Below are 20,705 nucleotides of genomic sequence, written 5' to 3' on the forward strand. Positions count from 1 at the left end.
AACTCATCAAGGCGCGGGAATAAAATCCCATTCAGACGCCGGATAGATTCAAGCAAGCCAACTTGTCGTCAAAATCGGTGTTGCAAAAACGGGAGTGACCATAGATTCCGTTTTCTGAGACGACCCCAATATGGGAAACAAACGTAAACAGGCGCGTCGCGCAGCTCGTCAGGCACTGAAGTCAAAGCCACGCATCCACGGCTACGAAATTGACACAATCATCGTTGACGAGCTGGCTGCCGCCCCTGCTCTGCCTCCGAAACCGAAGCGCGACAACTCTCCTCTCGAAGCGCGAAACGAGGCCCAGGCCCACTATCTCATCTCCCTCGATACCAAAACGCTAACGTTCGCCACTGGCGAAGCTGGCTGCGGTAAAACGTACCTGGCCGCGGCCGTTGCAGCGCAGCGTCTACTTAATAAGGAAGTGGACAAGATCATCGTGACTCGTCCGGTATTGCAAGCAGACGAAGATCTGGGCTTCCTTCCGGGCGACATGAGCGAGAAGTTCGCTCCGTTCTTCCGGCCCGTCTATGACGTGCTACAGAAGCGTCTGGGTGGCTCGTTTCTCGAATACTGCTTAAAGCCAGAGGTGGCCAAAGTGGAGATTGCCCCCTTCGCTTACATGCGTGGGCGCACTTTCGAAAACGCTGTGGTAATTCTGGATGAAGCTCAAAACGTGACAGCGTCACAAATGAAAATGTTCCTGACCCGTATGGGAGAAAACGTCACGGTTATCGTTAACGGGGACATCACCCAATGCGATCTTCCTGGCAGCGTCAAATCCGGGCTGGAAGACGCTATGGAGCGCTTTAAGCCGTCTGAATATGTTGGACGGATCGAGTTCGAGAGCGAGGACTGTGTACGGTCTGAGTTATGCAAAATTGCGCTTGAAGCCTACCAATAAGGAGATAAGCGTGACCAAAGAATATCTGCCTCACCAGCAGCGTGTGATAGAGGAACAGGAAGATCTGTCGCGCCGTATTTTCAAGCTGGAGTGCTTCACAGCCACCGAGATTTTTAGTCGTCTCCCTCAAGTCGACCGCAACATGCTCATTAAGCAGCTGGACGCGATGAAAGCCTATGAGCTAATTCTTCGTGCCCGAATCGCTCGTTTTTAACGTAAGGAAACCAAAATGACCGATATGGATATCGAAAAAGAGATTGTGGCCAAAGGCAAAACGGCCGCGCGTGTTACCCCGGAACGCATTGAAGCTGTTATCTCAGGCGAATTTTACTTTACCGGCGCGGACGGATATCGCAGCTCACCGTTGTGGCTGAAGCAGGAAGAGCCTGAACCGGCCCCGCAATCACTCGAACTGCTGACATTCTGCGTTCTTGTGCTGGAGAACGGCTACACCGTAACCGGCGAGTCTGCGTGCGCCAGCCCGGAGAACTTTGATCCGGAGATCGGACGTAAAATTGCACGCCAGAACGCGATTGCCAAAATCTGGCCCCTGGAAGGCTATCTTCTCAAGCAGCAGCTGCACGAGGTGAAGTGATGAAGGTCGTTATCTACGGACGGGATAATTGCTCATACTGCAAACGTGCGGTCGAGCTGGCGAAGCAGCTGCACGGCCACGGCTTTGGCGATTATGAATACATCGATATTGTGTCTGCCGGGATCGACAAAGAGAAGTTGAGCGACCTGGTTGGCAAGCCGGTGGAGACCATACCGCAGGTGTTCGTAAATGGCGAACCTATCGGGGGTTATACGGAATTTGCTGCTTTTGCGAGCACCCTGTAATACAATACGGCTCCTTTTGGGGCCGTTTCTGTTTGTCGCAGTTTCAGGGAACGCGTACACTTAGTTACGAGCCAGCAAAAAGCAGGCAGATAAATCATGAAAGACTCAATCACCAAAATCGCAATGGTTGTGGCACTGGCACTAAGCAGCCTGTCACACGGTTCTTATGCCAAAGATCACACCCATGAACGCAGCGCTATTACTTCAGGGGCGAGCGCACCATCCCTCGCAGAACTGCGCGAAAGTGTGGGTAAAATCCAGGAAGTTACCGCTGATGGCCGTGAAATTTACGCCAGACTGGATGCGTTGGCAGAACATGATTTTGAGCAGGCAAAGTTTGCCGCAAAAGGCTTACGTGCTGATGTAATTGGCTCCCTGGCAATTGCCGAGTTCTTATTCCAGGCATTACCAGAGATGTCGATCATCCGGTCTTACGACAAAAACTCCACTGAATACAAGCTATGCAGGGCTGTCGCTGAGATGCGTCACGGGGCCAAAAATCTCGATAATCTGGTTAATCAGATCCTGACAGTTAGCCCTCTTCGCGAATCAGAAATTAGCCATGCGGCTCTTGCTGTTCTGGCAGCCAGTGGCACAGAGGCTTCGACCAAATGGCTCTGATTGTCGAGATCAACCCCGATACACGCGCCGCATTTTTAGACCCCACTTTCAAAAAGTTCCCTGGATTGGAACAGCAGCTCATAGAGGAATTTATTTACTGCAAGGAGCACAACGCCACAACGGATACCTTCGGCAGTGACGCCGTCTTCACTTTTCCACCTTATGCCGTAGACGCTCAACTCGCTCGCATCCACATCAAGCTACCCGACGAACAGCCCTGGCCACCTCGCACTCCAGATCGGCAGAAGAAGAGTAATACTTATTTAGTTTATGCACAGCATTTGTGGAATCCGGACAGATACTCCATTCTTGCAGTTGTTACCCCAGCACACGATCTCATGAGCGCCGCCAACACACAGTTAATCTCCCACTTTTCAGCCTGTGCTGAAGATTTTCACAACCGCTAAAATCATCTTGCTTGTTTCTCAGATTTAAAAAAATCGACTCTCAATGATTCCATACCTATTAAGTATGGAATCATTGTACAAAACAGGCTATTTTATGGTTGATCATACAAAAACTTAAGCCTAATATACTGTTCATACATACAGTAAAAGGTTTCACTCAGTGAGTGGACGATGAAAAACACCTTTGATAAAGCACGCGCAGCAGAAAACACCTCTCGGGAAGCCATCGAGTACCTCGAACGCGCTTCCGGTTTGTCGGCAGTGTCGACCGCCAATTTCGACGGAGACATGTCGTTTTCTTCCGCCTTCATATTATTCACTCGCTTATCTTTACTGATAACGAGACGTCGACCTGAAATAGCCGTTCATTGTGTTTTGATACATATAATGCCGCATATCTCTGAAGTAAAGGTAAGTGATATAAGTAGGGTCTTGGTCAACCAACTGGTGAACCCACTGATACTGGAAGGCAAGATCGTCCAGGGCAGACGCGTATTCTCCCTAATGAAACAGTTCCTGAGCTGGTGCGCTTTTCAGGGGCTGATTGATACATCACCGTTGAATGATATGTCGCTCAATAGAGTTGCCGGTGGCGCAAAGCCAGTGCCGCGCGAACGTAAGCTGACGGACGCCGAGGTCTGGGTATTCTGGAACGTCTGGGATTACTTCAATGTGTGCGAAGGCACAAAGTGGGCGGCCAGGCTCTGTCTTGTCGCCGCCAGACGACCCGATGAAGTGCTCCGGGCCAGAAAGGATGAGTTCAACCTTCAACGTGATGTATGGAATCAAGGTACGCGAAACAAATCGGCCAGACAGCACGCGCTGCCGTTAAGCCCATTGATGCGCCAATGCGTAGAAGGGTTGTTTGAGTACGGGAAAGGCAGCCAGTGGCTCGTTCCTTCGAATAAGAAGAAGGGCGTGGATACGCCAATGTCTAAGGTGGCCATTGCCCAGGCACTGAGAAGGATACTGGAACGACCTGAGTTGATGGAGGTTGAGTCATTCACCCCACGCGATCTGAGACGTACAGCGCGTAGTTATTTCCCTGCTCTGGGGATTAATCAGGAGGTGGCCCGTAAGATTATGAACCACAGTCTTGAAGGGATAGATCGCGTCTATGATCGCCACGATTATATGGATGAGATGCGAGACGCCTTGAATAACTTCTCAACGTACATCGCATCTATCGTGAATCAAACAGACTTAGACGAGATAGACCACAAATTCAAGGGAGATCGTCTAGCCACCGAGCTTATTCGTGTAAATTTCTCACAGTGACTTGATGGCCTCTACCACCTTTTCTGACGCTCCCTGTTGACCGTCAAAACGGTTACGGAACGCTTCTAGAACGAGTTTTTCATCAGCGGAGAGCGGTGCAGTGCCCTCTTCGCGAAAAAACTCAAGCAGCTCAGGATGACGTTCTTCCAGAACCATCAGCATCAGTCGAACCGGATCTGCATCCAGCGCTTCGGCTAATGCTCGAACCTTATCTACTGGAAGTGGGATTTTGCCGCTTTTGATGAGAGAGAGATTGTTGGCGTTCTTGTACCCAACCTCTTTGGCAATGGTAGCCTGACTTTTAGGCGAGATTGTGATTAACGAGTCAATGTAAGCTGCGTAGCGACCTTGTTTGATCTCTGTTTCGTTGGTAGCCATGTAGTGAACCTTGCGTGTTTTGTTTATCTCTGGTAAGTGCTTACTGATATTACAGCAAAGGCCAGGGTTGTAAAGACTTATCTATTTAATTTCGATAGGCACAAAACCCCAGCATACCGCCATTATACTATGGTTTTTAGGCGATTTGTCACTATTCGCTTACAGAGAAAAGTAAGACGTATCTGATATAGGTGCATTCCATATTGATACAATAGGTAGTAGTATTGCCGAACTTTCAAATGTGTTCAGTTGGATGATATGAAATGAAAAATATAACTTCTAAATTGACCGCCCTTGAGGTTGGACACGCATATGCGATTGGGCTGGATGGCGTTGCGACGATCCTGACAGAACTAGAATCTGAAGAGCTTCCCGTGGAGATGGTTGATACGACGGTTTTCACTTTTGAACTAAAAAATAAACATTTCACACTCATCAATACTGGTTGCGGCTCCCTTGCCGTGAGAACCATTTAACACACATTCCTGCCGATAGAAGCCTGTACGAACAGCTTAGTCGCCTGTTCGTACAGTGATAAATTACGCACATCAGAAAACAAATTGTTTTAATAACAAGGAAATTCTCATGTCCAAAGCCATGACCAGAGCTGTGCTGAAAGAGGTACAGGACTTCCGCGACTGCGTAAAACGAGTTGTAGCGATGCTATCAGGCAAACAGATACCTGTTGCAGAGCGAGGCAATGAAGCATATGTCCGCTACAACCGGCGCGGCGAACCAGTGCTGGTAAACATCCCATCTATACCGGACGACGCGTCACCAACCCTCATGAACGCAGTACGTGGTTTTCTCGACCATGAGGTAGCCCATATCCTCTTTACTGATCCGAAAGTCGCAATGAAGATGCGCGAGAGAGGAAAGGCTCCGTCTACCGGGCTTTGGAACGCGCTGGAAGACGTTTTTATTGAACGCAGAATGGGACAGGTATTCAACGGAACCCGTCGCAATTTACTGGCCACACAGAACCTGGTGATCGACAAATACTTCAAGGGCAAAGTGTCAGAGGCGGTTTCAATCTGCCACGGCAACCAGCGTGAATTGTTCCTGAAATTCTTCCTTTGCCCTGTCGTCCGCGCCTGGGATGGCCAAAGCCCTTTCATCGACTTTATGGAAGAACACTGGCACCTCATCGAGAAGCCTATAGCCTTGCTCAAAGAGCATGGTATCGACGTGGCCGTTCGCAATATGTCGAACACAGAAGACTGTGTGAAGGTCGCAGCTGCTATCGCCCAAATCATGCAGGATATGAAAGACAAGCCAGAGGGCAAATTACCAGAGCTTAAATCGTCTGCTAGGAAGCCGTCGAAGAGTGAGGATGAGTCAGAGGAAACCCCAGAAGCCGGTGATGAACCGACTCATAGTGAATCAGCACCAAAGCGTACCAAAGGCGAAGACGACGACAAGGAAGAGCAAGAAGATGATGCCTCAGAAGAGGAAGAGTCTGGGGATTCTGATTTGCCCGAATCAGTAGATAAGGACTTACCTACAGAAGATAAAGAAATTAGTGATACAGAAAGTAAATATACAGAAGCAGGCGAAGAGGAATCAGGAGACACCCCAGAATCCGATGATGCCGGCATGGAATCAGGTGATTCTGATGACGAAGGTGGTAGTGATGACACTGGCTCTCCAACGCCTGGTGATGGCATTCGCGATGACGCCGATGACTCCGATGGTTATGGCTCTGGCGCCGCTGGCGATGGCGATGGTGATAGTGATGACGGCGAAGACTCCGATGCCGGTCATGGGGAGTCCGAAGGAGAAGGCGAAGAGGAAGATGACGCCGCCGATCACACAGACGGCGAAGGTAAAGAAAATGAGGATGCCGCGGAAGCGCCTGAAGACAGTGAATCAGGCTTTGTTCCTGCTCCGGATGAAATGACTCTGGAGGACGCACTCAAGGCGCTCGACGAGATGGAAGACGGAACAGGCGAAATGACCGAAGACGCACTGTCGGCCACCATCAGCAAAGAGCTTATGAGCACCTCACTTTCTGAGTATCGCCCATACGATCGTTCATACGACTTTATCGGGTTGATTGATGAGGCTGAAGAGCATGTAAAGCGCACCAGAAAGACGTTCGGCGCAATCCCAATGCACTCACCTGTCGATCGCTACCGCATGGTTCCGGAAGGCAGAAAGCTCTTTGAACTGAAAATCGAAAAACATCTGTCAGCAGGCGTTTCTTCGACTCTGGCCAAAGACCTGGAGCGAGCTATCGCCAGCCGCAACCGAGTTCAGTTTATCCCAGGCCAGAGACGTGGGCGGATACATGGCGCGAACCTGTATCGTCTGGCAATGAACGACGACCGCGTGTTCCGCAAAAAAGAAGACCACAGAGCGGTGAACGCGTGCGTCCAGCAAGTGATCGACTTGTCCGGCTCAATGGGCGGCAGGAAGATTCAGTTGGCACTCGCAAGCGCCTACACCATTGCGGATGCTCTGGATCGTATCAATGTGCCTAACATCATCACCGGCTTTACCACGTTTGGTAGCCCAGATTATGAAACCATGTCGAAGCGCGGGTTTACTCGCTTCGAGGCGCTAATGCTGCCCATTATCAAAAACTGGAATGAGAAAGCTAACTCTCCAGAGATCCGCGCCCGCATGGGCTGCGTGTGTGAGACGTTCCCCCTGCTCAATAACGTCGATGGTGAGAGCGTCGCGCAGCTGGCGACTCTGTTTGCAGGGCGAATGGAGGACAAGAAGATCATGCTGGTTATGAGCGACGGGGCGCCATGTGCTGCAGGCGATGGGTTCCATCAGCATTTACGAACCGTCACCAAAGAAATTGAGACGTTGAGTGACATCGATTTGATGGCTATCGGCGTTCTGACCGACGCACCACGGCGTTACTACAAAAATTACGCACTGGTAAACAGCGTAGAAGAGTTAGGGCCGTCAGTCGTCACAGAGCTATCTCGTATCATTCTTGGGTAATTGCTTTACCCGTAAAAATAAGTAATCACTTACTATACAGCCTAATATATTTATATAAGATATACCCCACGAACGACAAACAGTAAGGAAAAACACATGACCGCTACTGCACTACAGCAAGAAGAACATTTGCCGGAAGCCATCGTCTGCAAGTGGTGTGGCAAATCCTTTCATTACCTGAAATCCCATATCTCTATGGGCCGCTGCGAGAACATTCCTGAGTCCGCGAAAGGTCTGGACGTGGACGAGGTGGTGAAAATGTACACCTCTGCGTTTCCGGATGAACCAACGATCTCTCGCACGGCACTGGCCAAACTCAATGAGAAGCGTGCCGAAAAGCATTCAGGCGAAGGAAAAGTAGCGGAGATTAGCGCACATCCGGGCTACGCAGGAACGGTCGAATACAAGACCGAACTGGTGGCCGCGCACGAGCTGCTTGGCGTAACGATCAAAGAGCTGGGAACGCCACGCGGAAAACCACTACAGGTGACAGTCAACGTCAACACGCCATATCCGGAGTTCGTACCGGAAGCGAAGAAGAACTATGTGTATGGCGACTTCGACCTGATTAAAGACATCTTCATGATGCTGGAAATCGGAATCCCAGGCTATCTCTGGGGTCATGCAGGAACCGGTAAATCTTCTCTTCCTACGCAGCTATGCGCCCTGCTGAATCGACCACTGATCCGCGCCCAGCATACGGCGTCTATGGAAGAGGCACACGTTACAGGCCAGATCCTCGCTCGCGATGGTTCCACCTACTTCGAGCCTGGTTTGCTGGCGCTGGCGATGAAAAATGGCTGGGTGTACCTCGCTGATGAATATGACTTCGCGTTCCCGCAGATTCTGGGTGTGTACCAGCCAGTTCTTGAAGGAGAACCGCTGATCATCAAAGAGGCAACTCCGGACTGGCGCCGTATCACTCCGCATAAACGCTTTGCCTTCATTGGCACTGGCAACACTAACGGCTCTGGCGACGAAACGGGTCTCTATCAAGGAACGAACATCCAGAACGCGGCGAACTTCTCGCGCTTCGGCATTGTTTCGAACGTGAAGTACATGAGCACTAAGGCTGAAGTCAACATGCTGGCTGAGGCTGGCGTCATCCGCGAATACGCCGAGAAGATGGTGAAATTCGCGAACCTTGTCCGTGAAGGTTATGAACAGCATCTGATCAGCCAGCCAATCGGCCCTCGCGAGCTGCTGCTGTCCGCAAAAATCGGAATGATGCGCGGTGATTTCTCTGCCGGCATCGAAAAGTCGTTTATCAATAAACTTCCATCCACGTCTGCACAGGCAGCGCGTGAAGTGGTTCAGAAGATCTTCGGTTAATCGTGCGTAAAGGATGTTTCGGCTCTCTTATCGCAGCGTCTGAAACTGGCCGGGCTTGTCTGGCGTGTCCGGATAGGCCCGAGTGCCACCAGTCAGCCAAAGAGGTTGCGATTTCGATGTATGGGAAGTTCGTTGGCTTCCCCAATGACAAAATCAAGAAAACCAGAAAGGTAAAAACACATGAAGGCTCTGATGGTCAGAACTGACTTCTCCCTGGGAGAGTCGGCTCTAAAAGCAGAAAACGCGGTGAAAATCGCGAGAGAAGCTGGCTACACCGCTGTCATTTCCGCTGACAGCATGAACATTGCCAGTGTGATCCCCCTGCAGCGTGCCGCTGGCGACGACATGGCGGTTATTTGTGGTGTTAAGCTGAATGTGGTCGACGATCCGACATACGAGCACCGCGCCCGCCTGGCGAAAGAGTCAGGGGGATGTATGGAATCATTGGTACGTGATCGCAGCTACTGCTTTACGGCACTGATAAAGAATGAGCAAGGTTATCGCGACGTGTGCGAACTGATGACCTTAGCCAACAAGCGCGAGCAATTCTACTTTGTCCCTCGTCTGGCACTTGACCAGCTGGCGACCGCATATGCCAAAGGCAACATCATCCTGCTGACGTCCGACATTGGCAGTGTATTCCAGCGCCGGGACTTCACAAAGATTATCGGGACGCTGGTGACAGCTGGAGGACGCGATAACTTCTACAGCGTGGTTTATCCGCACCCTACCCCATTCTACGACCAGATTAACGTCCGGGCGATGAAAGTAGCGAGCGCACTGAAAATAGAGCCAGTGGCGTTCTATCCCGCTTATTACGAAGCGGTCGACGACGCTGACATTAAAGACATTGCGCACATGGTTACGAACAACATCAAAATCGACCAGCCGCATCGTCTGCGTATTCCCCACCAGCGAGATAATGCCGTTAATGGTCGCCGCCATCTCCTTGAAGCGCTGAAAGCCTTCTCCATTCGAATGGATGTGCCGGTAACAGCTGCAATGGCCTCAACAACGCAGGACACCATTATTGAAGCCTGCACATGGCGCTGGCATGAATTGCCACCAGCACTGCCCAAGATGGCAGACGACGAACCTGCAACGCTGATGAAGCTGGCTGTCGCGGGGCTGCGCAAGCGTCTTACTACCAAAGAGTTTGGCTACACACCACCGGCTTCTGAGCACCGTGTGTATGTTGATCGCCTGAAGTACGAAATGGACACACTGACCCGCCTGGGCTTCTGTGGCTACTTCCTGATGGTGCGCGACCTGATGAATCACAGTCGTGAAACTGGCATTCCTGTCGGGCCAGGTCGTGGTTCCTCTGCCGGGTCTCTGGTGGCGTGGTGCATAGGCATAACCAACGTTGATCCTATCCGTCACGGTCTTCTGTTTGAGCGTTTCATTAACCCTGAACGTCTCGACTTGCCGGATGCGGATCTGGACTTCAGCCAGGCACGTCGTCATGAGGTGATCGAGTATCTGAATGAACGCTATGGCGAAGATTACGTTGCCGGTATTCCGAACTTCACCTATCTGGGCGCTGCTTCGGCGCTGCGTGACACTGCGCGTATTTACGGTGTCGACGCTGCGGATATGGCGGTATCCAAAGAGTTCAAGAATCTGGAAGACGATAGCCTGTCGCTGGAAGAGCTGCGCGAGCAACTGGCCAGCCTGGACAAATACGCCACGAAAAACCCGGAAGCGTTCAAAGCGGCGTGTAAGCTGCAAAGCCTGATGCGTGGTTTTGGTCGTCACGCTGCGGGGATGATCGTCGCTGGTGTTCCATTGGTAGAGCGCACGCCCGTCGAGCTGCGTGGCAATGCTCGCTGTATTGCGTTCGATAAACGTTACTGCGAGGCGATGGGGCTGATTAAGCTGGACGTTCTCGGTCTGGCAACGCTCGATCTGCTGGATAGCGCGAAACGCTACATCAAAGAGAGTACCGGGGAAGACATCAATCTCGATGCTATCCCACTGGACGATCGCAAGGTTCTGGATGGGTTCGCTGCAGGGTACACGCAGGGCGTATTCCAGCTGGAGTCCGGCCCCATGCGTAAGTTACTTAAAGATCTGGGCGGTGGCATTGAGCCAATGAGCTTTAAAACCGTTGTCGCTACTACCGCGCTATTTCGACCTGGCCCGATTCAGTCAGGCATGTTGGACGACTATGTCTCCGTAGCCAAAGGCTTCATGGCTCCACATTCAATTCATCCGCGTCTTGAGGAAGCAACTAAAGAAACCAACGGCGTTTTACTCTATCAAGAGCAGATCATGAAAAGCTCTCGCGTACTCGCTGGATTCTCTATGGCTGAGGCTGACGCTCTGCGTTCCGCTATCGGTAAAAAGAACATGGATAAGATGAAAGCGATCGGCAGCGATTTTGTAGAACGAGCGCAAGCAGGTTGGGTGACACTGTCACTTGAAAACGGAAGCACAGTAGAAGTCCACAAAAAGGCCAAGCTGATGTGCTCTGACGGCAAACGCAGAACCTATGACGAAGCGATTGGTGATAACGCTGATATTGTTGATTTTGGAGTTTGACGGTGGAAGAAATTTGGAAATCCATTCCTGAGTTTGAAGGTTATTACGAAGCATCCAGTTTAGGTCGCATTCGCTCTTTAGATGTTATACGAACAGCCCCCAATGGGGGCGAATGGGTGAAGAAGGGGCAAATCCTCAAACCTCGCGTAATCAATGATTTTGGACATCTGGGCGTGAAACTAAGCGTCAACGGCGTCAAATGCGACCGCACAGTTCATTATCTGGCAGCAACTGCATTCCACGGAGAACGACCAGAAGGCTTACTTATTCGTCATCTTGACGGAAGACCATCAAACAATGCGCCCTCCAATCTCGCGTATGGCACTCAAGTCGACAACATGGCTGACGCCATTGCACACGATACCGTTGAGTTTGGTGAGAGGCGCTACAACGCCAAGCTAACCAACGAAGTCGTCATTGCTATTCGCATTAAAAAGTCAGAAGGCGCTCTGAACAAAGACCTCGCGGCCGAATATGGTTTAACTGAGCTTTACATTCACCATATCGTCACCGGGAAGAAATGGGCACGAGTTGGTGGGCCGATCGTTGTCTCAAGAGCATCCAAAAAACTGGATGCTGAAGCAAGAGCTGAGGTGGTCGCCTTGCGCAAGGCTGGCGCAACCTATGAAAAGTTGCGAGAAAAATTCGGCATCTCTAACACTCAAATCGCAAATATCTTAAAAAAAGCTAGCGTTTGAAGCAAATGACGGGAAAAACACATGAAAATTGCCAAAGTTATTTCCGAGCAGGAAGGTCTTAGCCCTGAGAAAGCCCAAGAAATATGGGACGCCTTTGAGAAGTTCGGTGGATATGCCTTCAACAAATCACACTCCGTTGCCTACTCGCTGATCAGCTATCAGTCTATGTGGTTAAAGACACATTACCCTGCTGAGTTCTTCGCTGCTGCTCTCACCATTCTGGGCGAGGATAAGCACCAGGGGCTGGTTAAGGATGCGCTGACCTATGGCATTCGCGTATTGCCACCAGACGTTAACGTGTCATCTAACCGAATTGAGATCCGCACGCTGGAAGACGGCAGCCAGGTTCTGTATGCGCCATTCTCTGCTGTGAAAGGCTGCTCTGAGAATGGTTGCCAGGCCATCATGAGAGCGCGTGAGAAAGTTGGCGGTAAATTCGAGTCACTTGAGCAATTTGAGGAAGCGGTCGAGAAGCGTGCGTGTAACAGCCGGGTACGCGAGTCACTGCAAAAAGTAGGTGCGTTCGCATCGATTGAGCCTGGCAGTCTGCCAGCGACAGATCCGGAACGGCTGCGCGACCAGGCAGAGTTGATGGGCAATCTGGTGATCGACGCTGTAAAAGCCTCTCGACCGTTCGAGATGAACCCTAAGCGCTCTGCTGAAGTGAATGTACTGATGACTCGCATGGCGGCCGAAATGGGTCTGGGAGACGACCTGATCCGCCCAAGCATTGGCATTAAGCCGAAAATCATGGTCATTCTGGACAACGCGAACGGCAATGATGGGCGTACCGGCTACTTCATGGAGAACGGCTACGACGACTTTAAGGCGAAGTTGCTTACTGCAGGCGATCTGCGTATGGGCGATCTCTACGTCACCGGCGTGTGCAAAAAGGTGAAGGACAAAGAGAAGGACTACACCAAAGACGAAATCGGCCAGTTCATCGACTTTGTGCGTGAAGAGATCAATCTGGTGCGTCCGACCTATGTGCTGACGTGTGGCAGCCGGGCGACGTCACTCTTCAACAACAAGAGCAAACCATCCGACCTGGTTGGACGCAAAGAGTATCTGCCAGAGCTGGATGTGACCGTTTTCTACGGATTTAACCCGAACATTTTGTACTTTCGCCCAGAGGAAGGCGAAAAGCTGGAAGCAATTCTGGCAGAGGTAGCGGAGACTATTAGCAAATGAATAAAGAGAACACCATGAACGAGGCACAGAAGATTGCACAAGCGCTGGCGGCTATCCCCGCGGATTTTCAGGATAAAGCAGTTGCGGCCACCATGCGGTCGCAGTTCTGGGAAATCATCGACTGCCCGGTCACGTTAGATCTGGCGCTGGCGTTCGCCGGGCTGGATGGCGCCGATAAAGTCAGTCGTCTGCGTAAATGTGCCAGAGCGCTGGCGCTTAAAACGCAAGATCCGAAGGCGTGCCAGTATCTGCTGGAGATCTACGAATCAGATAACCCAGAGGAACAGCTGGAGGCATTCAAAGTATTCCGCAATCGGCTGGTACTGAAGGTGGCCAAAGAATTTATGGAAGTTAACAAAATTGGCGATGTGAGACAGTACAGGCTGAAGCGCCAGATAAGAGTCACTCTATCCAACATTTTTGGTAAGAAAGTCGCATAAAGCAAAAACCCGCCAAATGGCGGGTTATATGATCTAAATTATTCCGGTTTGAAGCCTTTGAACCGAACGAATACTGCGCACAAATCTGTCGGCAAAATAATACCTCCCTCAAACCCGCCATTGTTTTTCCCCAACCCAGCATTAACAAATGAGAGTAAAAGCGCTTCATCTGATATTTGATGGTGGTTATTTTCATCGTATTTGGAAAAAGTATCTAACTCATCAATCTCAAAGGAAGGGATACGTTCAAGCGCAACCATTAAGCGACGTAATGTAATAAAATCAATGTGCTCAAACGCAAACGCTTTCAAGAATGCTGCTGCAATTTCTGGCTTATTTTCACTCTCCATGCGGTCAATGATTTCAATCAGTCTATCGCCGGCCTTACCCGCAAATTTGTCATTTTCATTCAACCGATTGGCCATATTTATTCGTGTAGCATCGTCTAGATCGGCGAAGCCAGAGATGAAACGAATTAACTTTTCCGTAAACCGACGATCATGCACTGAGCTAACCGTCTTGAAAATTCCAACGAGAGTATTGAGTAAAGGAATCGACTCAAGCGTTCCCGATTCAAGGGCAGAGTCAATAGCTATCTCACCGTATTCCTTGAACAGATCGGTTACATCATCAGATTTTATAACCTCAACCAATTCACTACCACGCTTGGAGTCTTGGGCCATAATTCCTCAATTGCACATCGTTATTAATATAAAATGGAGGGGCAGTAAGACCAAACGCGTAAGGACTATGAAATAGTTTTACGTCGACGTTCGATTAGTGCTGCCGCTATTGACTCAACTTCTTGAAAATCTTTTGAAGCGCTTGCACGTAAGGCAAGGTTCCATTTACTCAGCACACGAGCGTTATTTACCAAGTTGCTGTCTTCTTTTAATCGACCGTTCTTTAGTAACCATTCGGCTACATCAGCCCAATCCCAGAGTGGGGATTGGCCTTTAATGCGTTGGACTGGGCAAGGGAAGTCGCCGCTACCGCGAGTGCCATCTTTCAACATTGCAATCGCCTGTCGGGACATTTCTGTAATTTCTGCAATGTCGCTCAGGCCAACAAGAGCAGAGTCGACAGATTCAACAATAGCGCCGATACCGGCTGATTCGATATTGTCAATCGCTGATGCAATAGCAGCATCCAGCGATTCGGCTTCGCGGTCGAACTCAACATAGACGGAGTTTCCATATGCGCAAATCAGCGCATCGTCACAGCCGCTTTCGTACAGCGCGTCTTCCAGTCCTTCGGTCTCATACGTTACGCCTGAGAGTGTCAGAGTGAAGTTAAAAAGCGCCATAGTACCTCTTCGTTTAGTATTCAGAGTATTCTCTTATTTATTCGGTAAGGAGTTGTTGTAGCAACTCCTTACCGGGCAAAATCAATCGCAGCGTTTAACCATACGAATGATTTGCTTGGCATGGTTTTCAGCACTTTTCGGCGTTGACCATACACTCATTTGGTGATCTCGGTGTTCACCTTCTGGATTGCCACAGCGCAATTTGCAAAAACAGTGTGCAGAATCGCCTGGTGGAACCCAAACCCAGCCTTGAGTTACAGCATATTCAATGGCCGCTTGAATGTGCTTATTAGGATGCGTCTTCAGATACAATTTATCTCCGGCATATTATATGTTCGATGTTGACAACTGTCAACGGCGAGTAAACTCAATCCGTCCGTATCTCCACCACATTGTCGTACGCTGTCTACGGCCAGCTTTTAACGGGCATAGAGTACCAGAACCGCCTGATTTTTCACTGGCTTACCTATCTCATAACCTCCATTTCATCGTGTCATAATCTCCAATGCCTGTTTCCATTATGATAAAATTGATACATATAAATAAGCAGGCAATTAACACTATGAGCACCGATATCTACGAAAAAATCATGTCCGATCTTGAGTTCGATCGCGACAATCTGGAGGAAGTCTGGCGTCAGCAGCCGCGTCTTTTGATGGAGTACGGCTCTAAGCTGGCGCGGGCAGAACGCGAGGTCGCGGATGCAAAACTCTCCCTCGATGCGATTGAGGCGAAAATCTACGATAATGAGCGTAAGAACCTGAGTATGAACGGCATTAAGTTCAATGAATCCGTACTGGAGGCGAAGGTGAGAACCAACCCGCAATACCTCGCAAAGCGCCAGAAACTCGACGATGCCCGGCACATTGCAGATCTGTACAAGCACGCTGTGGCCGCCTTCTCTCACCGCCGCGACATGATTGTCCAGGCGTCCAAAATGGCTATCGTGGAGATTGAACGTTTGGGCGCCGAACGTTTCCACTCTTCCCGTTAATTTATGCTAGATCGTAAGTAAGTACTGATCTATCATCATTCTCGCTCGAAAGAGCCACGAATAAACGAACGCCCAACGCGCATAGCGCCAATGGCCACAATCACAACAAGGAGAAATATATGTCTAAGTCATTACTTGATCTGCTTAACAAGACCCGTGGCGATATTGCTTCTAAACGTGGCAATAACGTTGATTTGACCCGTCTGAAAGACGGCAATAACTATCTGCGCATTTTTCCGAACAAGGACGACCCGAATGGCGTGTTCTTCCAGACTTTCGGTATGCACTACGTTAAGCATCAGAATGAGGAAGGCAAAGATGTAACAACCGCCTACATCTGCGAACAGCACACCCACGGCCACGCTTGCCAGCTGTGTGAGATGGTTATGGAAGGTCGTGCTCGCTTTAAGGGCAACAAAGCGATGGAAGAGCGCATTAACAGTATGCGTGCTACACCGCGTTATCTGGTCAACGGTGTTCTGTCTGCGCGTGAAGACTTTGCAGACGCAGAGAAATGCCAGTTGATTGAGCTGCCGTCTACGGTCTTCGACGATATCTGCAAAGTGATGTCCGAAGATATTGCGGATGATATCGGCAACCCACTGAGCAAAGAAGAAGGCTATGCGTTCCTGATTAAGCGTACCGGTTCCGGTCGTGACACCAAGTACGACGTATCCCCGAAACGTAAAGTCTACAAAGGCGACATTCCTGAGAAGCTCTGGACTACCCAACACGATCTGATCGCATACGCGAACCAGGCTGACGAAACTCGTCTGCTGTCTACGGCTCGCACTATGGGTCGTCTGATTGGTATTGCGGCTCCGGCAGCAACAATGTCCTCTCCGGCCATTTCTTCCGCTGCAAAATCAGCTGCTGCTGAACTGCCAGGCTTTGGCTCTATCACTGGTCATACGGAAGGCGCAGCTGCTGTCGCTACAGCACACACTCCGGCTCCAGAGTCCACCAGTCTGGTTGATGAAGAGATCCTGCGTGCCGCTGAAGCTGAGTTCAAACCGGAAACTAAACCGGAAGAAGTTAAAGCTCCGGAAGCCGCCGCAGCTGCAAGTGCTTCAGCATCTGCTGCCGCTGCATCTGCACCAGCTGACGAAGGTCTCGACGACCTGCTGGCTGAACTGGACGCTCTGTAATCCCATAACGTGACCAGTAAGGCGTCTACGGACGCCTTACTTTTTGGAAGGAGTGTACCGGTGAATTATCTCTTTGTGGACGGTAACAGCCTGGGCTATTACCACCAGCAATCCGACAAATTACACAACGGCGAGATGGAAGTTCAGGCGGCTTTTGGCTTCGTGAAGAACGTTCGTCGTTACGCCTCAATTCTCCATGCCCGCCCAATGATCTTGTGGGATGGATTCAGCGACAAACGTCGCGACTTCTACCCGGAGTACAAAGCGAATCGCGATGACGACCCGGATATGAAGAAGATGAAAGAAGGCTTTGCCATCCAGAAGCCGTACATCTTGAAAATGATGACCGCGCTGGGCGTTAACCAACTCATTGCAAAGGACGCAGAAGCGGACGACCTGGCTGGAATGCTGGTCTCTCGCCTGGCTCCGCAGCCGACCGTCGATCACATCTACCTGCTGACGGGCGATGGCGACTGGCTCCAGTTGGTTCGCGAGAATGTGAGCTGGGTAAGCCTGCGTGAAGATGCCAAGCACAAGCAGGTGAACTTCGAACAGTTCGCAGAGCTGACAGGTCTGCCAACACCACGCGCGTTTCTGGAAGCGAAAGCGTTGCAGGGCGATAACTCGGACAACATCAAAGGCGTCGGCGGCATTGGTGATGGTGGCGCGAAAGAGCTGCTTCATGAGTGGGGAAGCGTGGCCGCAATGGTACGCGGCATTAACGACGGCTCCATTGTCATCAATAAGGGTCGCTATAAGACGGCATTCAACAAGCTGGCAAAGAACGCCTTCAACGAGAAGACGGGCTGCCGGATGCTCGAAGCCTTTAAGCGCAACATGATGCTGATGAACCTTATCGACACAAAATTCCCACCCAGCGAAATCGAGTCGATTAAAGGCGCACGCGACATGAATGCCTTCGAACAGATGTGTTACGAGCTGAATTTCCGGTCGTTTCTGGAAGATCTGGAAGTGTTTGTTCTGCCATTTGAGAGGTACTGCTGATGCTGAAGTCCATCATTAATGGCGGGGCAACTACGCCAACCATGCTGGCTAAAGAGATTGTCTTCTGCCACGGCGAGCACGCTGTGGTGGCGCTGCCGAACATTCTGGGCGCTGCTGGCATTTCTGCAACTGAGCGCGAGTTCGCGCTGGTCAGCGAGCAGGTCGTGAAGATCATCGCTCGCGTCGCCAAACACCTGAACCACGACGCAATCAAGTTTGACGAAGCCGCTGCTTCGAAGCGAATCAACGAATCAAAAGGAGCCTAATCATGGCAAAAGGCAAATCCGCACTGGCACTGGCGCTGAAAAAGAAAATCGGCAGCAATGACGAGATCCAGAAGGTCTCCCACTGGATTGACTCCGGTTTCCCTCCACTAAACAAAGCCATTTCCGGACGTTACGACGGTGGTTTTCCGTGTGGACGTATCGTTGAAGTCTTCGGGCCACCAAGCGCGGGGAAATGTGTTACCGCAGACACCATGCTGCTGACGGAGCGTGGAATGGTAACAGTGAAAGAACTGTTTGAGATTGAGGGGCACAAAGCAACATGCACTACTCGCGATGTAGAGCATAACGTTGGACTCATCAATGAAAATGGCGTGATAGAGAAGACCTCACACCTGACATGGAACAACCGTCGCAAATTCAAGCGCATTAAGCTGGCATCAGGGGGTTACATCGAGGCTACGTTCCGTCACCCAATTCGTGTGGTTGACGACTTAGGCAATATCGTCTGGCGGTATGCTGAAAAAATCAGTGTAGGCGACACGATTCCTTCAATGGTTGGCACACATCAATTCGGCGATCAGCACTTGGATGCCAATATCGCAAAACTGATGGGCTATTTAATTGCTGACGGATACGTGGCCTCTGAAAATTCTGTGCATTTTTCTAACACAGATCCATTCATCAAGGATGAGTACTACCGCCTCATTTCGCTGGTATCAAACAAGATGCCAGTTACGAGAAAACATAACGGCTCGGAAGACCATGTGCTGTTTAGCAAAGAGGTGCGTTCGCTGCTTTTTAAAGAATATGGTCTGGAGTATGAGAAAGCTGCTGGCAAGCAGGTTCCGTTGAGTGTGCGTCGCGCCAATAGCGAGGCTCAAATTGCATTCCTTCGCGGCTACTTTGAGCTGGAATGCCACGTCAATGATGGTCGCTGCATTGAGGTTGTGAGCGCGAGTGGGCTGCTGCTACAGCAAATTCGCCTCATGCTCCTGAATCTGGGGATTACGTCAACTATCTCTGAAAAACACGTCGCAGGTTATAAAAACATATATTACCGGCTGTCATTCAGTGGCTCTAACTACGACCTTTTCCTGTCAACGATTGGGTTCGAGTCTCCGGCTCGTTTAGCAGTGGCAACCAAACGGGACATTAGTTTTGACCGCACTTATTTAGGCTACGTTCCGCACATCAGCGGCTTAGTGAAATCACTCTACGAGTCACTCACCAAGACCTCTCGTAAAGACTACGTTCTGGTAGATCACGTTATTGGCCGCGGCGATCGTGTCGGAATAGACAAACTGCGAGAAATCTATGTCTCCTTCATTGGCAGAAAGAATCGTTTTAACGAGCATCTGTTTGCACAACTGGCAGCGGTAATTGACTCTAACTTGTTCTACGACGAAGTCGTGGCTATTGAGGAAGGTGAAGCACCAACGTTCGACGTAGCGATGCCGGAAACACACTCTTTCTGGTCTAACGGGATTATCAGCCACAACACATTCCTCGCGACGGCAGCGATGGTGTCAGCACAGAAACAGGATGGTCTGGCCGTGTTCCTTGACCACGAAAACAGTTTCGACGTTGGTCTGGCGGTAGCGAACGGACTGAACGCCGACGAAGACGACGGTCAGTGGGTCTACAAACAGCCGGATACCTTCGAAGACTCCGTAGAGCTGATCGGCACAATCCTCAAGCTGGTGCGCGACGAAGAGCTTATCCCGGAAACAGCTCCTATCTGCATCGTTGCCGACTCTCTGGCGTCGATGGTTCCGAACTCGAAGGCTGAGAAGTTCGACAAGATGGCAGAAGGTACTGCGAAGGACAAAGATCAGCTGAACATGAACGACAACACGGCGCTGGCGCGCGCGACGAGTGCGAACTTCCCTACTCTGGCGCTTTGGGCGCGTAAGTACAACGCGTGCATCATCTTCTTGAACCAGGTGCGTACCAAAATTGGCGTGATGTTTGGCGATCCGACGACGTCTCCAGGTGGCGACTCTCCGAAGTTCTACGCGTCGGTGCGCATCCGTCTGGGCGCATCCGTTATGAAGGATGGCAAAGAGAAGATCGGACAGGACGTTGGCGCCGAGTGCATTAAAAACAAAGTCGCGCCTCCGTTTGGCAAATGCTCATGGAAATTCTACTTCGACCCGACTCGCGGGCTGGACGTCATCGAATCGCTGGTTGAGTACATGCTGGAGGAAGGATACCTGCCCAAGAACGCCAGCGGGCGTGTGGAAATTGGCGATAAGAAATACACCAAATCGCAGATCGTCGAGATGTACCGCGAGAAGCCACTCCCGGAAATCATCGCAGCACTCCAGGCGATAGACGAACGGCGAGCGAAAGAGTCGTCCCCAGCAGAGACAGAAGAAGCGTAATCACAAGGCGTCCACTTGGACGCCTTTTTTATTTCCGTATTATCACCAAC

At 50.6% G+C, this 20,705-nt stretch carries 22 protein-coding genes and 1 pseudogene; 19 read left to right on the plus strand and 4 right to left on the minus strand.

Going from position 1 to position 20,705, the window contains the following annotated elements; all coding sequences use genetic code 11:
- Positions 1 to 130 precede the first annotated feature (130 nt).
- From phoH to LLF79_RS21725, 7 genes are all read left to right on the plus strand, one after another.
- Positions 131 to 904, plus strand: coding sequence for a phosphate starvation-inducible protein PhoH (gene phoH, locus LLF79_RS21695; protein ID WP_022649889.1), 774 nt, complete (start codon positions 131 to 133; stop codon positions 902 to 904).
- A 10-nt stretch (positions 905 to 914) separates the two neighbouring features.
- Positions 915 to 1,118 carry a hypothetical protein gene (locus tag LLF79_RS21700; RefSeq protein ID WP_022649890.1) on the plus strand — a complete coding sequence of 68 codons (204 nt, stop codon included), beginning with the start codon at positions 915 to 917 and terminating at the stop codon, positions 1,116 to 1,118.
- A gap of 15 nt (positions 1,119 to 1,133) precedes the next feature.
- A complete protein-coding gene (locus tag LLF79_RS21705; RefSeq protein WP_006812571.1) occupies positions 1,134 to 1,499 on the plus strand; it encodes a Gp49 family protein in 366 nt (121 codons plus the stop codon).
- Positions 1,499 to 1,744 (plus strand): GrxA family glutaredoxin, encoded by a 246-nt coding sequence (locus LLF79_RS21710; protein WP_006812570.1) that lies wholly within the window; start codon positions 1,499 to 1,501, stop codon positions 1,742 to 1,744. Before LLF79_RS21705 ends, LLF79_RS21710 begins: the two co-directional genes overlap by 1 nt.
- A gap of 96 nt (positions 1,745 to 1,840) precedes the next feature.
- Entirely contained in the window at positions 1,841 to 2,365 is a 525-nt protein-coding gene (locus tag LLF79_RS21715; protein ID WP_227880413.1) for a hypothetical protein, read from the plus strand.
- On the plus strand, positions 2,356 to 2,772 hold the full coding sequence (locus LLF79_RS21720; RefSeq protein ID WP_006812568.1) for a type II toxin-antitoxin system YafO family toxin: 417 nt from the start codon (positions 2,356 to 2,358) through the stop codon (positions 2,770 to 2,772). The genes LLF79_RS21715 and LLF79_RS21720 overlap by 10 nt, the downstream gene beginning before the upstream one ends.
- A gap of 171 nt (positions 2,773 to 2,943) precedes the next feature.
- The gene (locus tag LLF79_RS21725) at positions 2,944 to 4,050 is read left to right on the plus strand and encodes a site-specific integrase (RefSeq protein WP_022649891.1); all 1,107 of its coding nucleotides are present in this window, start codon (positions 2,944 to 2,946) and stop codon (positions 4,048 to 4,050) included.
- On the opposite strand, the gene LLF79_RS21730 is transcribed toward LLF79_RS21725, so the two are convergent.
- A complete protein-coding gene (locus LLF79_RS21730) occupies positions 4,042 to 4,428 on the minus strand; it encodes a transcriptional regulator (RefSeq protein WP_022649892.1) in 387 nt (128 codons plus the stop codon). The two genes, LLF79_RS21725 and LLF79_RS21730, sit on opposite strands and share 9 nt — an antisense overlap.
- 263 nt (positions 4,429 to 4,691) lie before the next feature.
- Between LLF79_RS21730 and LLF79_RS21735 the strand changes: the two genes are divergently transcribed.
- The 7 genes and pseudogenes from LLF79_RS21735 to LLF79_RS21765 all read left to right on the plus strand — a co-directional run bounded on the left by LLF79_RS21735 (position 4,692) and on the right by LLF79_RS21765 (position 13,591).
- Entirely contained in the window at positions 4,692 to 4,904 is a 213-nt protein-coding gene (locus LLF79_RS21735) for a hypothetical protein (protein WP_004110118.1), read from the plus strand.
- A 109-nt stretch (positions 4,905 to 5,013) separates the two neighbouring features.
- A complete protein-coding gene (locus LLF79_RS21740; RefSeq protein ID WP_039264847.1) occupies positions 5,014 to 7,386 on the plus strand; it encodes a porphyrin biosynthesis protein in 2,373 nt (790 codons plus the stop codon).
- A 96-nt stretch (positions 7,387 to 7,482) separates the two neighbouring features.
- Positions 7,483 to 8,718, plus strand: a complete 1,236-nt coding sequence (locus LLF79_RS21745; RefSeq protein ID WP_022649894.1) for an AAA family ATPase — start codon at positions 7,483 to 7,485, stop codon at positions 8,716 to 8,718.
- Positions 8,719 to 8,898: 180 nt separating this feature from the next.
- A complete protein-coding gene (gene dnaE, locus LLF79_RS21750) occupies positions 8,899 to 11,262 on the plus strand; it encodes a DNA polymerase III subunit alpha (RefSeq protein WP_022649895.1) in 2,364 nt (787 codons plus the stop codon).
- Between the two features lie 2 nt (positions 11,263 to 11,264).
- The gene (locus tag LLF79_RS21755) at positions 11,265 to 11,960 is read left to right on the plus strand and encodes an NUMOD4 motif-containing HNH endonuclease (RefSeq protein WP_022649896.1); all 696 of its coding nucleotides are present in this window, start codon (positions 11,265 to 11,267) and stop codon (positions 11,958 to 11,960) included.
- A gap of 51 nt (positions 11,961 to 12,011) precedes the next feature.
- Positions 12,012 to 13,151: pseudogene (locus tag LLF79_RS21760) on the plus strand (DNA polymerase III subunit alpha); the annotation flags it as partial.
- Positions 13,148 to 13,591: a hypothetical protein gene (locus LLF79_RS21765; protein ID WP_022649898.1), complete on the plus strand. Its 444-nt coding sequence runs from the start codon at positions 13,148 to 13,150 to the stop codon at positions 13,589 to 13,591. The pseudogene LLF79_RS21760 and the gene LLF79_RS21765, both read left to right, overlap by 4 nt.
- A gap of 38 nt (positions 13,592 to 13,629) precedes the next feature.
- Here LLF79_RS21765 and LLF79_RS21770 read toward each other — a convergent pair whose 3' ends face one another.
- The 3 genes from LLF79_RS21770 to LLF79_RS21780 all read right to left on the minus strand — a co-directional run bounded on the left by LLF79_RS21770 (position 13,630) and on the right by LLF79_RS21780 (position 15,203).
- The gene (locus LLF79_RS21770; RefSeq protein ID WP_022649899.1) at positions 13,630 to 14,274 is read right to left on the minus strand and encodes a hypothetical protein; all 645 of its coding nucleotides are present in this window, start codon (positions 14,272 to 14,274) and stop codon (positions 13,630 to 13,632) included.
- Between the two features lie 65 nt (positions 14,275 to 14,339).
- Positions 14,340 to 14,897, minus strand: coding sequence for an AlpA family transcriptional regulator (locus LLF79_RS21775; RefSeq protein WP_022649900.1), 558 nt, complete (start codon positions 14,895 to 14,897; stop codon positions 14,340 to 14,342).
- Positions 14,898 to 14,978: 81 nt separating this feature from the next.
- Positions 14,979 to 15,203 carry a hypothetical protein gene (locus LLF79_RS21780; protein ID WP_071785233.1) on the minus strand — a complete coding sequence of 75 codons (225 nt, stop codon included), beginning with the start codon at positions 15,201 to 15,203 and terminating at the stop codon, positions 14,979 to 14,981.
- A gap of 256 nt (positions 15,204 to 15,459) precedes the next feature.
- Between LLF79_RS21780 and LLF79_RS21785 the strand changes: the two genes are divergently transcribed.
- The 5 genes from LLF79_RS21785 to LLF79_RS21805 all read left to right on the plus strand — a co-directional run bounded on the left by LLF79_RS21785 (position 15,460) and on the right by LLF79_RS21805 (position 20,655).
- Positions 15,460 to 15,891: a hypothetical protein gene (locus tag LLF79_RS21785; protein WP_022649901.1), complete on the plus strand. Its 432-nt coding sequence runs from the start codon at positions 15,460 to 15,462 to the stop codon at positions 15,889 to 15,891.
- A 119-nt stretch (positions 15,892 to 16,010) separates the two neighbouring features.
- Complete coding sequence (locus LLF79_RS21790; RefSeq protein ID WP_004110098.1) at positions 16,011 to 17,039, plus strand: hypothetical protein; 1,029 nt, start codon at positions 16,011 to 16,013, stop codon at positions 17,037 to 17,039.
- Positions 17,040 to 17,099: 60 nt separating this feature from the next.
- Complete coding sequence (locus LLF79_RS21795; protein ID WP_022649902.1) at positions 17,100 to 18,044, plus strand: 5'-3' exonuclease H3TH domain-containing protein; 945 nt, start codon at positions 17,100 to 17,102, stop codon at positions 18,042 to 18,044.
- Positions 18,044 to 18,310, plus strand: a complete 267-nt coding sequence (locus LLF79_RS21800; protein WP_000920226.1) for a hypothetical protein — start codon at positions 18,044 to 18,046, stop codon at positions 18,308 to 18,310. The genes LLF79_RS21795 and LLF79_RS21800 overlap by 1 nt, the downstream gene beginning before the upstream one ends.
- 2 nt (positions 18,311 to 18,312) lie before the next feature.
- Positions 18,313 to 20,655 carry an intein-containing recombinase RecA gene (locus tag LLF79_RS21805; protein ID WP_022649903.1) on the plus strand — a complete coding sequence of 781 codons (2,343 nt, stop codon included), beginning with the start codon at positions 18,313 to 18,315 and terminating at the stop codon, positions 20,653 to 20,655.
- Positions 20,656 to 20,705 lie beyond the last annotated feature (50 nt).

This window comes from Enterobacter cloacae complex sp. 2021EL-01169 (assembly GCF_020733125.1).
In the GTDB taxonomy this organism is placed as follows: Bacteria; Pseudomonadota; Gammaproteobacteria; order Enterobacterales; family Enterobacteriaceae; genus Enterobacter; species Enterobacter roggenkampii.

Excerpts from the sequence above, each read along its gene's own strand:
- phoH (WP_022649889.1), top strand. The coding sequence starts at position 131 with ATGGGAAACAAACGTAAACAGGCGCGTCGCGCAGCTCGTCAGGCACTG.
- LLF79_RS21705 (WP_006812571.1), top strand. The coding sequence starts at position 1,134 with ATGACCGATATGGATATCGAAAAAGAGATTGTGGCCAAAGGCAAAACG.
- LLF79_RS21710 (WP_006812570.1), top strand. The coding sequence starts at position 1,499 with ATGAAGGTCGTTATCTACGGACGGGATAATTGCTCATACTGCAAACGT.
- LLF79_RS21715 (WP_227880413.1), top strand. The coding sequence starts at position 1,841 with ATGAAAGACTCAATCACCAAAATCGCAATGGTTGTGGCACTGGCACTA.
- LLF79_RS21720 (WP_006812568.1), top strand. The coding sequence starts at position 2,356 with ATGGCTCTGATTGTCGAGATCAACCCCGATACACGCGCCGCATTTTTA.
- LLF79_RS21725 (WP_022649891.1), top strand. The coding sequence starts at position 2,944 with ATGAAAAACACCTTTGATAAAGCACGCGCAGCAGAAAACACCTCTCGG.
- LLF79_RS21730 (WP_022649892.1), bottom strand. The coding sequence starts at position 4,428 with ATGGCTACCAACGAAACAGAGATCAAACAAGGTCGCTACGCAGCTTAC.
- LLF79_RS21735 (WP_004110118.1), top strand. The coding sequence starts at position 4,692 with ATGAAAAATATAACTTCTAAATTGACCGCCCTTGAGGTTGGACACGCA.
- LLF79_RS21740 (WP_039264847.1), top strand. The coding sequence starts at position 5,014 with ATGTCCAAAGCCATGACCAGAGCTGTGCTGAAAGAGGTACAGGACTTC.
- LLF79_RS21745 (WP_022649894.1), top strand. The coding sequence starts at position 7,483 with ATGACCGCTACTGCACTACAGCAAGAAGAACATTTGCCGGAAGCCATC.
- dnaE (WP_022649895.1), top strand. The coding sequence starts at position 8,899 with ATGAAGGCTCTGATGGTCAGAACTGACTTCTCCCTGGGAGAGTCGGCT.
- LLF79_RS21765 (WP_022649898.1), top strand. The coding sequence starts at position 13,148 with ATGAATAAAGAGAACACCATGAACGAGGCACAGAAGATTGCACAAGCG.
- LLF79_RS21770 (WP_022649899.1), bottom strand. The coding sequence starts at position 14,274 with ATGGCCCAAGACTCCAAGCGTGGTAGTGAATTGGTTGAGGTTATAAAA.
- LLF79_RS21775 (WP_022649900.1), bottom strand. The coding sequence starts at position 14,897 with ATGGCGCTTTTTAACTTCACTCTGACACTCTCAGGCGTAACGTATGAG.
- LLF79_RS21785 (WP_022649901.1), top strand. The coding sequence starts at position 15,460 with ATGAGCACCGATATCTACGAAAAAATCATGTCCGATCTTGAGTTCGAT.
- LLF79_RS21790 (WP_004110098.1), top strand. The coding sequence starts at position 16,011 with ATGTCTAAGTCATTACTTGATCTGCTTAACAAGACCCGTGGCGATATT.
- LLF79_RS21800 (WP_000920226.1), top strand. The coding sequence starts at position 18,044 with ATGCTGAAGTCCATCATTAATGGCGGGGCAACTACGCCAACCATGCTG.
- LLF79_RS21805 (WP_022649903.1), top strand. The coding sequence starts at position 18,313 with ATGGCAAAAGGCAAATCCGCACTGGCACTGGCGCTGAAAAAGAAAATC.